The organism is Pseudonocardia alaniniphila (genome assembly GCF_022524485.1).
Taxonomy (GTDB): Bacteria; Actinomycetota; Actinomycetes; order Mycobacteriales; family Pseudonocardiaceae; genus Pseudonocardia; species Pseudonocardia alaniniphila.
Genome location: NZ_JAKXMK010000061.1, coordinates 20671 through 31105, shown reverse-complemented (window position 1 = coordinate 31105; position 10435 = coordinate 20671). Strand labels below are relative to the sequence as shown.

14 protein-coding genes are annotated in these 10435 nt (G+C 72.1%); 8 read left to right on the top strand and 6 right to left on the bottom strand.

Annotated features, from left to right (window positions below; all coding sequences use genetic code 11):
* Positions 1-175: 175 nt before the first annotated feature.
* A complete protein-coding gene (locus MMF94_RS41810) occupies positions 176-637 on the bottom strand; it encodes an Hsp20/alpha crystallin family protein (RefSeq protein WP_277398965.1) in 462 nt (153 codons plus the stop codon).
* A gap of 188 nt (positions 638-825) precedes the next feature.
* Between MMF94_RS41810 and MMF94_RS41805 the strand changes: the two genes are divergently transcribed.
* Both MMF94_RS41805 and MMF94_RS41800 read left to right on the top strand, forming a co-directional pair.
* Positions 826-2007, top strand: coding sequence for an acyl-CoA dehydrogenase family protein (locus MMF94_RS41805; RefSeq protein WP_241043057.1), 1182 nt, complete (start codon positions 826-828; stop codon positions 2005-2007).
* Complete coding sequence (locus MMF94_RS41800) at positions 2000-3142, top strand: acyl-CoA dehydrogenase family protein (protein ID WP_241043056.1); 1143 nt, start codon at positions 2000-2002, stop codon at positions 3140-3142. The genes MMF94_RS41805 and MMF94_RS41800 overlap by 8 nt, the downstream gene beginning before the upstream one ends.
* 8 nt (positions 3143-3150) lie before the next feature.
* On the opposite strand, the gene MMF94_RS41795 is transcribed toward MMF94_RS41800, so the two are convergent.
* Positions 3151-3315: a hypothetical protein gene (locus MMF94_RS41795; RefSeq protein WP_241043055.1), complete on the bottom strand. Its 165-nt coding sequence runs from the start codon at positions 3313-3315 to the stop codon at positions 3151-3153.
* Between the two features lie 169 nt (positions 3316-3484).
* Here MMF94_RS41795 and MMF94_RS43530 point away from each other — a divergent pair, with 169 nt between their 5' ends.
* Positions 3485-3619 carry a hypothetical protein gene (locus tag MMF94_RS43530; protein ID WP_277398964.1) on the top strand — a complete coding sequence of 45 codons (135 nt, stop codon included), beginning with the start codon at positions 3485-3487 and terminating at the stop codon, positions 3617-3619.
* 6 nt (positions 3620-3625) lie between these two features.
* Here the strand turns inward: MMF94_RS43530 and MMF94_RS41790 are convergent, their stop codons facing one another.
* On the bottom strand, positions 3626-3970 hold the full coding sequence (locus MMF94_RS41790) for a hypothetical protein (protein ID WP_241043054.1): 345 nt from the start codon (positions 3968-3970) through the stop codon (positions 3626-3628).
* A 367-nt stretch (positions 3971-4337) separates the two neighbouring features.
* Here MMF94_RS41790 and MMF94_RS41785 point away from each other — a divergent pair, with 367 nt between their 5' ends.
* Positions 4338-4538 (top strand): hypothetical protein, encoded by a 201-nt coding sequence (locus tag MMF94_RS41785; RefSeq protein ID WP_241043053.1) that lies wholly within the window; start codon positions 4338-4340, stop codon positions 4536-4538.
* A gap of 141 nt (positions 4539-4679) precedes the next feature.
* Entirely contained in the window at positions 4680-5564 is an 885-nt protein-coding gene (locus MMF94_RS41780; protein WP_241043052.1) for an ABC transporter substrate-binding protein, read from the top strand.
* A gap of 85 nt (positions 5565-5649) precedes the next feature.
* Here the strand turns inward: MMF94_RS41780 and MMF94_RS41775 are convergent, their stop codons facing one another.
* The gene (locus tag MMF94_RS41775; protein WP_241043051.1) at positions 5650-6156 is read right to left on the bottom strand and encodes an Lrp/AsnC family transcriptional regulator; all 507 of its coding nucleotides are present in this window, start codon (positions 6154-6156) and stop codon (positions 5650-5652) included.
* A gap of 117 nt (positions 6157-6273) precedes the next feature.
* Here MMF94_RS41775 and MMF94_RS41770 point away from each other — a divergent pair, with 117 nt between their 5' ends.
* The gene (locus MMF94_RS41770; RefSeq protein WP_241043050.1) at positions 6274-6882 is read left to right on the top strand and encodes a LysE family translocator; all 609 of its coding nucleotides are present in this window, start codon (positions 6274-6276) and stop codon (positions 6880-6882) included.
* A 30-nt stretch (positions 6883-6912) separates the two neighbouring features.
* Complete coding sequence (locus MMF94_RS41765) at positions 6913-8358, top strand: DUF2252 domain-containing protein (RefSeq protein WP_241043049.1); 1446 nt, start codon at positions 6913-6915, stop codon at positions 8356-8358.
* Between the two features lie 12 nt (positions 8359-8370).
* Here the strand turns inward: MMF94_RS41765 and MMF94_RS41760 are convergent, their stop codons facing one another.
* Positions 8371-8670: a DUF3040 domain-containing protein gene (locus tag MMF94_RS41760; RefSeq protein WP_241043048.1), complete on the bottom strand. Its 300-nt coding sequence runs from the start codon at positions 8668-8670 to the stop codon at positions 8371-8373.
* 70 nt (positions 8671-8740) lie between these two features.
* Here MMF94_RS41760 and MMF94_RS41755 point away from each other — a divergent pair, with 70 nt between their 5' ends.
* Complete coding sequence (locus MMF94_RS41755) at positions 8741-9535, top strand: alpha/beta hydrolase (RefSeq protein WP_241043047.1); 795 nt, start codon at positions 8741-8743, stop codon at positions 9533-9535.
* On the opposite strand, the gene MMF94_RS41750 is transcribed toward MMF94_RS41755, so the two are convergent.
* Positions 9516-10433: a substrate-binding domain-containing protein gene (locus tag MMF94_RS41750; RefSeq protein WP_241043046.1), complete on the bottom strand. Its 918-nt coding sequence runs from the start codon at positions 10431-10433 to the stop codon at positions 9516-9518. The two genes, MMF94_RS41755 and MMF94_RS41750, sit on opposite strands and share 20 nt — an antisense overlap.
* Positions 10434-10435 lie beyond the last annotated feature (2 nt).

The following is a 10435-nucleotide window of genomic DNA, read 5'->3' as shown; positions in this document are numbered from 1 at the left end:
GGTGCAGGCATCCGAACTCCTTCCGTGCTGACCATCGTCAGCCACAGACAGGTGTCCGCGAAACCGAGGCAACCCCAAGGCCATGTGTGCGGCGGCCACGAGATGTGTGCGGTGAGGTTCAGTCGTGGGGTCGGCCCCCTCTCCCGTGGGAGAGGGGGCCATTGGCCGGGGGTGGTCAGGCAGCCGGACGCTCGTCCGACTCGATCTCGGGCGTCCCGGCGGTCACCGGGATGCGCCGTGCGCCGTTGCCGGAGTGGGCCCCTGCCACCCGGACGGTCAGCACGCCGGCGTCGTAGGACGCGGTCACCGCGTCCGCGGTCACGTGCGAAGGCAGGCCGAAGCTGCGCCGGAAGGAGCCGTAGCGGACCTCCCGGAGCGTGCGGCCGTCACGGTCCTCGGTGCGCTCGTCGCGGCGCTCACCGCGCACCACGAGCTTGCCGCCGTCGATCTCGACGGTGACGTCCTTCTCCGCGTCGAGGCCCGGGAGCTCCAGGCGTACGACCGCGTCCTCACCATCGCGCTCGACCTCGGCGGCCGGAACGAAGCCCTGTCGTGCAACCGGCTCCGCGTAGCGGCGGAACAGGCCGTCGAACTCGGCGAACGGGTCGCGCCGGGCCCACAGGGAGAGCGTGCTCATGGTCCATCTCCTCGATCAGGGGCCGGTCACACCCGGCCCGACACGTGGTTCAACCTGAGTCGACCCGACTCAATTCCCATAGTTTGAGATTTCTTCGCCAATTTTCGGGACGAGGCTGCTGTGCTCTGCGACCCATGACGGGCGTGCCAACATCAGTTACGGTCACCACTGACCGTCACGGAGGTGTCATGGACGACAGGGCGCGCGTCGAGAAGGCCGCCCACCAGGTGGTGGAGACCCACGATCCCCGATCGACCTCTACCAGGGAGTTCCTCGGCGCCTGCTTCGCCGCCGGGCTCACCTGGGTGCACTTCCCGGAGGGGCTCGGCGGGCTCGGGGTGTCGCGTGGCCTGCAGGCCAGGGCGGACGCCATCCTGCAGGGCGCCGGGGGTCCCAACCCGTTCTTCCTCAACCCGATCGGGCACGGGATGGCCGCGGCCACGGTGCTCGAGCACGGGTCCCGCGAGCTGGCGCAGGAGCTCTTGCCACCACTCGCGACGAGCGAGCACATCTGGTGCCAGCTGTTCAGCGAGCCGGGCGCCGGATCCGACCTCGCAGGCCTCGCCACCTCCGCGGTGCTCGACGGCGACGAGTGGGTGGTCAACGGGCAGAAGGTGTGGACGAGCCTCGCCCACCGCGCCCGCTACGCGCTGCTACTCGCCCGCACCGACCCCGACCAGCCCAAGCACAAGGGCCTCACCTACTTCGTTCTCGACATGCACGCTCCCGGCGTCGAGACGCGGCCGCTGCGGCAGATGACCGGGCAGGCGGAGTTCAACGAGGTCTACATGACCGACGCCCGCATCCCCGACACGCACCGGCTCGGTGCCGTCGGCAACGGCTGGCGAGTCGCGATGACCACGCTGATGAACGAGCGCTCGGCGATCGGCGGGTCGTCCTCCGTGCGCGGTGCCGGGGCCATCGCCGACGCCGTGGAGCTGTGGGCGCGCTACCCGCACAGGCACACCCCCGTGCTCCGCGACAAGCTGGCTGCGCTCTGGACCCATGCCGAGGCCCAGCGGCTCACCGACGAACGCGCCCGCCGCTCGGCGACGTCGGGTTCGCCGGGGCCGGAGGGCTCGATCGCGAAGCTCGTGTCGGCCGAGCTGAACCAGCACGTCTACGAGTTCTGCATGGAGCTGCTCGGCCCGGAGGCCACGCTGTACGGGGACTACACACAGCGGGACGTCCAGAGGAGCGAGGACTACCGCGGCCCCGTCCAGCAACGTTTCCTGCGTTCCCGTGCCAACACCATCGAAGGCGGCACGTCCGAGGTGCTGCGCAACATCCTCGGCGAGCGGATCCTCGGCCTGCCCGGCGACCTGCGAGCCGACTCCGGCAAGCCCTGGAAGGAGGTGCCGCGTGGCTGACGCGGGCACCGAGTTCGTCTTCACGCCCGAACAGCAGGACCTGCGACGGGCCGTGCGCCAGTTCTGCGCGGAGCGCCTCGACGAGGGCACCGTGCGCCGGTTGATGGAGTCCGAGACCGGCTACGACTCGGCGCTGTGGGCCCGTCTCGGCGGCGAGCTCGGCGTGCTCGGGCTCGCGGTGCCCGAGGAGTTGGGCGGGGTCGGCGGCGGCCTCGTGGACCAGGCCGTGGTGGCCGAGGAGTTCGGGGCGGCGCTGGTGCCCGGGCCCGTGCTCGGCACCGTCGGGCTCGCGGTACCCGCGCTCGTGGCCCTGGCCGGGGCGCAGGTCGAGGAGGGCCTGTTGGCGTCGCTGGTGGAGGGCACGCGGACCGCGGCGTTCGCGGTGCCCGACCGCGGCGGCCGGTTCGACTCCGCGCTGGTGACGGTCACGGAGTCGGGCGGCACGCTGACCGGCGAGGTGAGCCAGGTGGTCGACGGCACGGCGGACGTGCTGCTCGTCGCCGCGCGTACCGGCGACGGGGTGGGGCTCTTCCTCGTCGACGAGGCCGAGCGCGTCCCGCTGTCCACACTGGACCACACACGACGCCAGGCCACCGTGCGGTTCGCGGCCACGTCGGCGCGGGCCCTCGCGTCGGGCGCCGACGCCGAGCGGGCGATCACGGCCGCGCTACGCACCGGGGCTGCGCTGCTGGCCGCCGAACAGGTGGGCGGCGCGCAGCGGATGCTCGAGCGCACCGTCGCCTACGCGGGCACCCGGCTGCAGTTCGGCCGGCCGATCGGCTCATTCCAGGCCGTCAAGCACCGGTGCGCCGACATGCTGGTGCTCGTCGAGCATGCGAGGTCCACGGCCTACCACGCGGCGTGGGCGCTGCAGGACGGCACCGATGACCCCGATCTCGCGATCGGCATCGCGCAGGCCACGTGTTCGGAGGCCTACCAGCGGGTGGCGCAGGACACCGTGCAGCTGCACGGTGGCATCGGCTTCACCTGGGAGCACTCGGCGCACCTGTACCTCAAGCGCGCGGTCACCGACGCCGCCCTTCTGGGCAGCGCCGCCGAGCATCGGGAGCGGATCGCGGAGCTGGTGCTCGACCGCGCTGTCGCCGTGGGAGTGCCTGCGGTCGCCACCGGCTGACAGGCGAGCTACCGGGCCGGTCCAGGCGCTTGAATATCCGACCCGTCGCCCCGGCAGGCCTCGAGGTGCCGGACGAGCGCCCGGACCAGGCCCTCCTCGCTGAACGCGACGACGCTCGTCGAGGCACACCACGGGCAGGTGCGGCTCATGCTCGGCTTCGGGGAGCTGTCCATTCCAGTGACATTAGGAATGGGCCGGCGGAGAGGTCACGTGTCCCGGGCGAGGGTCACATCGCCGCCCGGAAACGGCCGGCGCGCCGTCCGTTCACCGCCAATTCGCCCGGCTCTGCCGAGACGCCCGTTGTGCAGGTAACTTTCCTGCTCCCTCCAGCGATGATCGGGTATGTCCACCGTCGCTCCCGAACTCGTCGACGAGTCGGGTCCGTGCCTCACCACCGCCCCATGGGGTGGCCGCGTCATCAGCCTCCTGTTCGCAGCCACCGTGCTGCTCTTCCTGCTATGGCTGGTCGCGCTCTGAGCGCTCTCACCCCGGCAGCGCGCCCGGTGTGATCGGCAGGTCGCGGACCTGCACTCCCGTGGCGTGATGCGCTCGTTCAGCGCAGCCTCGGGCTGCGCTCCAGGCCGAGTGTGGTGAGCAGGTCGTCCATGAGGACGCGCCCGTCAGCAGGCCGAACTCGGCACGGTCGGCGACCGCCCGGGAGACCACGGCTCTGGTGGCGGCGCGGAGCCTCGGGCTGATGTCATCGGGATCCTGGTGCCGTGCGGCCGCGACCGCGGCGTCGATCAGCTCAGCCGTGAGGTCCTCGTAGAGCGCTCGAACAGGCCCTGCTTTGCCGTCGACGTACCGGTGGAGGGCCGGAGAGCTCACGCCCGTCCGCCGGGCGACGGCCGCGAGGACGGGTGGGCGGCCGCGCCGAGGACGTCGCGGTGAGGTGAGCGGCGCCGACCGGCCGACTCGCTGACCACTGTCGACGCCCGCCGTGCTGATTGTCGGGGCGAGGCCGTGTCGAGAAGCCGGCCGTGCCGTTTGCGCCGGTCGAGGCTCTCGGGTTCTCCCCACTGGGGACAACACTCGCTCGTCGGGGGGCGCCACGATTGATCGGCGGCGCAATTACCTCAAATCTGTTTGCGGCAACTACGGCCGCCGAGGAACAGGATTCGCAGAGTTCCTCGAAGCATTCCCATCATCGGCGGGGTCGACCTCGGTCCTGCCCCGAGAGAATCTGGAGAACGTCATGAGTAATTGGAAGCGACGCCTCGTCCTGGCAGCCGGCGCGACCGCCCTGGCCGCCGGCGCTGCGATGCTCCCGGCTGCGACTGCGATGGCCGCGCCCATGCCCGCCGGCGGCGTCACCACGTCGCAGACGGCCTCTGCGCCCTCCGCGCCGAGCCCGCTGTGCGCCGACCAGTGGGGCATGATGACCTGGTGTTCCTGAGAGCGAATGTCGCCATGACGGCCCCGCTGTCGGCGACCATTCTCCCGCAGGAGATCACGGGTTTGTGACCAAGGCAGGTGAACGTCCACGGATGTTCGCCTGCCTTCGTCGTCGCGCGGTCGGTACTCCTACTCTGACCGCATGCGGATCGCCTCGCTGATGCCGGCAGCCACCGAGATGGTGGCGGCGATCGGGCACGCGGACGATCTGGTAGCCGTCACGTTCGAGTGCGACGAGCCTGCCGGTATCCGCGACCGCGCCGCCGTGGTGGTCGACACCGTCCTGCCGGAGGGTCTGCCCCCGGCCACGATCGACTCCGTGGTCCGTGACCGGACGGCGCGCGGGCTGCCTCTCTACGAGCTCGACCGTGACGCTCTGGCTGCGCTGTCTCCCGATCTCGTCCTCACCCAGGACCTGTGCCAGGTGTGTGCCCTCCCCGCAGGGGCCCTCGACGAGGCCAGGGCGCTGATCGGGCCCGAGGCCGAGGTGCTCTCGATCGACCCGCACACCTTCGACGAGGTGCTCGCCGCGATCACCGCGGTGGGCACCCGGGTGGGGGCCGCCGACCGTGCCGCAGCGGTGGTCGGCTCGCTGCGCGAGCGCCTCGCCGCGGTCGGCGCCGCAGTGGCCGGACGCCCGCGTCCGCGCGTGTTGATGCTCGAGTGGATCGACCCGCCCTTCCTACCCGGGCACTGGGTGCCCGAGCTCGTCCGGCTCGCCGGCGGGGAGCCGCTCGGCGGTGCCGACGGGGGGCGTTCGGTGGCCCCGAGCTGGGAGGAACTCACCGCGCTGCCCGCCGACGTGGTGGTGGTCGCGCCGTGCGGGTTCGGTCTCGACGCCGCGATCGAGCAGGCTGAGGTCGTGCGTGACCGGCTTCCCGGGCGGCCCGTCGTGGCGATCGACTCGGCGTCCTTCGTCGTCCGGCCCGGCCCGCGGCTCGTCGACGGCGTCGAGGCGCTGGCGTGGTGCTTGCACCCCGGCACTGTCCGGGAGCCGTCTCCCGGACGGGTTGCGGTGCTGCGCTGAGCGACGCCCAACCCTCCTTCCTGGCCGGCAGGGAAATGCCCCGGACCAGACCGGTGCCGCGCTCGTCGGTCGGGCCGCGACCAGCTCACCGGCCCGAGTGGACGGCCGCGCCCTGATCAGCAGCCGTTGGACGAACGGGCGCGACCAGCGGCCGATCGAAGATCAGATGTGTCTGGGCGTGACCGACCTCCGGCCGGGTCGCGAGATGGTCGACGATGAGCCGTTGCAGATGGCCGCTGTCGGCCACGGCGACGTGCACGAAGAAGTCCTCGGGCCCTGAGACGTTGTAGAGCGCGAGCGTCTCGGGGAGCGCGAGGACGGCGGTGGTGAACGACTCCACGAGCTCGCGCCGGTGCGGCCGCAGCTGCACGGCGATGAACGCCTGCAGGCCGCGTCCGACCGCCGCCGGGTCGACGACCGCGCGCACGGCCGTGATGACGCCGAGCGCGCGCAGCCGGCGCACCCGTTCGTGACACGAGGACGTCGGCAGACGCACGCGCGTGGCGAGCTCCTTGTTCGTGATCGACGCGTCGTCCTGCAAATGGTGCAGGATTCGCCAGTCGACCGGATCCAGTGATGACATTGGGGTCATGGACCGGACAGTATCCGGAGAGAGTTGCACATCTACGGACAAGTAACGAGATTCTCGGGCCGTGACCCGTCATTCCGTGCTCGTCCCCCACCCCGCCGCGCCGGTGGAGGCCGGGCGATGACGATCGAACGGTGGAGCGCGTTCGTCGGTGTGCTGCTCGTCGTGTTGTGCACGCCAGGGCCCGATTTCGCGGTGGTCCTGCGCCACGCCCTGGCAGACGCGCGCCGGGGCGCCCGGGCCGCCGCCGGCATCGTCACCGGCCTGGCGGGGCACACCACCGCGGCAGCCGTGGGGCTGTCCGCCCTGCTCGCGGCGCGCCCGGATGTCCTCGTCGCGATCCGGTGGCTCGGCGCCGCCTACCTGGTCCGGCTCGGCCTGGGGGCGCTGCGTGGCGCGTTCAGGTCGTCCTCGTCCACGGTGGCCGCGCTGCCCCGGTCGCACCGTCCCTACCTCGACGGGCTGGCGGGCAACCTGCTGAACCCCAAGGCGCTGCTGTTCTTCCTTGGGCTGATCCCGCAGTTCACGGTGCCCGGCCACGGCGTGGTCGGGCAGATCCTGCTGATGGCCGGAACGACCGTCGTGGCATCGGCGCTGTGGTGGACGCTGGTCATCCTGCTGGCCGGCCGGAGCCGCCGCGCCATGGGACGCCCCCGCGTGCGCCGGGGTGTCGACGCCGTCGGCGGGGCCGCGTTGATGGCCGTGGCCGTCGCCGTCGTGCGCGGCTGACCGGATGGTCCGAGGCGTAGCATCGCCCGCGTGACGGGTACGGCTGACCATCCCCCGGTCAGTGCGCACACCGTGCTCGCCGACGCCGACGGTTCGGCGTACTCCTCCTTGCGGCAGCGGCCCATGGCCCGCGCCGAGCGGTACGCACTCGGCAAGGCGTTGCGCAAGCGGGTGCCGCGCTCGGCGCTGGGTGAGTGGAACCCACCGGCGGACCGGCCGGACCCTGTGCAGCAGATCATGGACAGCCACGAGGGCCGGGTCGGCCGGCTGGTGCCGATCCGGGTCGGCCGGATGGCCGCGTCTCCCTACGGTTTCCTGCGGGGCTCGGCCGTCGTGATGGCAGAAGACGTCGCGGGCCTGCCGGCCACGGGCATCACGCCGGTCGTCTGCGGCGACGCCCACGTGGGCAACTTCGGCTTCTACGCCTCGCCCGAACGTGACCTCGTGTTCGATCTCAACGACTTCGACGAGGCGCACCCGGGTGGTTGGGAGTGGGACCTGCGCCGCCTCGTCGCGAGCGTCTGGGTGGCCGGGCGGCAGAACGGGGCGAGCGAGGACAACTGCGGGGCCGCGGTGTCGTCGTGCGTGTCGGCCTACCGGGCCGAGTTGCGCCACCTCGCCGACCTGCCGCTGTTCACCCGTTCCTACGAGCGTCTCGACGTCGACCGGCTCGCGCAGGAGGCCCCTGGTCCGTTGCGTGCCGAGGTGGAACGGGCCGCCAGACGTGCCCGGCAGCGCACGAGCGACCGCGCGCTGCCCCGCTTCACGGAGGAGGTCGAGGGCCGCCGCCGGATCGTCGAGGAGCCGCCGCTGATCACGCGGGTGCCCGTCGGTGAGGCCGAGCTGCTCGCCGTCGCCCTCGACGAGTACCTGCAGACGCTGGCCCCGCACTGGCGCCGGGTGCTCGGGGGTTACACGTTGGTCGACATCGCGCACAAGGTGGTGGGCGTCGGAAGCGTGGGCCTTCGGGCCTACGTCGCGCTGCTCGAGGGCTCCTCCCCGGAGGACGTGGTGTTCCTGCAGCTCAAGCAGGCCCGCCGCTCGGTGCTCGCCCGGTACGTGCACGGTGAGTCGGCCTGGCACGCCCATCAGGGTCAGCGGGTGGTGGAGTACCAGCAGGCGCTGCAGACCGTCAGCGACCCGTTGCTCGGCTGGACCACGGCGCCGGGCCAGCACGATGACGTGTACCAGTACTACGTGCGGCAGTTCCGGAACATGAAGGGTGCCGTCGCGATCGACTCGATCGACGCATCCGGGCTCGCCGACTACGCGGGCGTCGTCGGTCACCTGCTCGCCAAGGGCCACGCCCGTACCAGTGGTGCGTCGATGATCGCGGGCTACGTCGGGCGCTCCGAGAAGCTCGACGACGCGATGTGCCGGTTCGCCAGGGCGTACGCCGACCAGACCGAGGCGGACCACGCCGCACTCGTCGCCGCGGTGGCGCGCGGAGTGCTGCCGATCGAGCGAGGGGTCTAGGTTCAGCGCGCTCTAGGAGCGGGCGCGCCGCACCAACGCCTTCACCCCGACCGTGATGCCCAGGACGAGCAGTATCGCGCCCGCACCCACCACTCCGCCCAGCACCGTGGCGAGCACCACGAGGAGGGCGGCGACGGCCACGGCCTTGCGGGACGCGAGAGGCCGCGACGGCGAGGGTGGGGACTCGGCCCGGCCGCGCTGCAGTGCCGCGGCCAGCTGTGGGTCGTCGTCACTGAGCCGGCGGGCGAGCTCGTCGAGCCGCTTCTGTTCCGTCCCGGTGAGCGGGCGCCCGTGGTGTCGTTCTGGGAGCATGCGGCTGAGTACCCGGGAACGAGCCAGTTCACTATCGGGGGGCCCGGGATCAGCGGAAGGAATGACACCCGTGACCCTCGGACTGGAAGTGGAGCAACCGGGACGGCGGCTGCGCCGTTCGGTCCGGCAGCTCATGCGGTCGTTGGGCCCGGCCATGGGGTTCAGTACGCCTGCGTTACTGCGCCACCCCGTTTGGACCACCCGCGTGATGGAGGGCGGCGGCACCGGAGTGGTGGTCATTCCCGGCTTCGGTGGCCTCGATGCGAACTTGGCGCTGCTACGGCACTGGCTCCGGCGGCGCGGCTATGTGCCGGTCGGCGCGCGCCTCGGGATGAATCTCGGATGCTCGGACGCCCTGGTCGCCCGGCTGGAGCGACACGTCGAGCACCACGTCGGGCGGACCGGGGGACCGGTCGTCCTGCTCGGGCACAGCCGCGGCGGGATGCTCGGCAGGCTCGTGGCGGTGCGCCGGCCGGAGCTGGTGTGCGGCCTCGCCATGTTCGGCAGCCCGGTGCTCGATCCGCTCGACGCGCGTGGGCTCGCGGCGCGTCTGCTGCGGGTGCTGGTGCGACTGTCCGCGTTCGGTGTCCGTGGCCTGCTCGACCAGGACTGCCTCACCGGTCCGTGCCGCGACGCCACTGCCGGCGGACTCGCCGCACCGCTGCGGGTGCCCGCCGTGTCCATCTACTCGCGCGACGACGGCGTGGTCGGATGGCGGTCGTGCCGCGATCCGGACGCCGAATGGGTGGAGGTGGGCAGCAGCCACACCGGGATGGGCACCGACCCCGTGCTCTACGGCGTGCTGGCCGTCCGGCTCGCCCGCTGGGTGGCGAACAGCGTCCCGATCAAGGGCCGAGCTCGGTGACCTTCCCCGAGTCGGTGGCGTCGTAGCCGCCCAGGTCCGTGACCATGGTGCGGACGGCCGGGTCGTGTAGCGCCACCAGGAGCGGCGCGGCGGCGTCGAGCGCGGCTGCACCGAGCACGATGTCGTAGTCCTCGACCACGAGCGGCACGAAGTGCAGGCCGAGGTCGTGTGCCACCGATCGGACGCAGAGGCCCGCGTCCACCACACCGGACGCGACCGACAGACCCGTCTCGAGGTGGGAACCGGTCTCCGGGCCCGCCACGGTGTCGGGGTCCAACCCGGCGGTCAGCAGCAGCCGGTCGAACAGCACGCGCGTGCCGGTGCCGTATCGGCGCTTGGCCACCCGGACCTTCACGAGGTCGGCGCCGGTCCGCAGGGCGAGCGGGTTGCCCGGCGGCACGATCAGCCCCTGCTCCCGGCGCCACAGGTGGATCAGGTGCGGTCGCCAGCCGCGCAGCAGGTCGCGCGCGAACGGGGCGTTGTAGACGCCGGTGTGGTGCAGCAGGTGCACCGCGGCGCCGTCGGCCCGTCCCTGGCGGACGGCGCGCAGGCCGTTGAAGCTGCCCTCCGACTCGACGGAATGGATCACCCGGCCGAGGGTGCGGGTGACGGCATCCAGAGCCGGGTCGTCGCTGCCGGCCAGCCGGAACACCAGGTCGGCGTGCAGGAACCGCCGCGCGGCCATGGCCCCGGCGGTGGCCACCCGGGAGCGGCGCCGGTCGGAGGTGACGATCACGCCTGCCTCGGCCAGCGCGCGTTGCGCCCGGCCGACGGTGGACGCGGTGGAGCCGTATCGCAATGCCAGCTCACGAACGCCGGGCAACTCGGTTCCCTCGGAGAGTTCCCCCGAACGGATCCGCTCTGCCAGGTCGGCGCAGATCTCCCGGTATCGGGTCACGG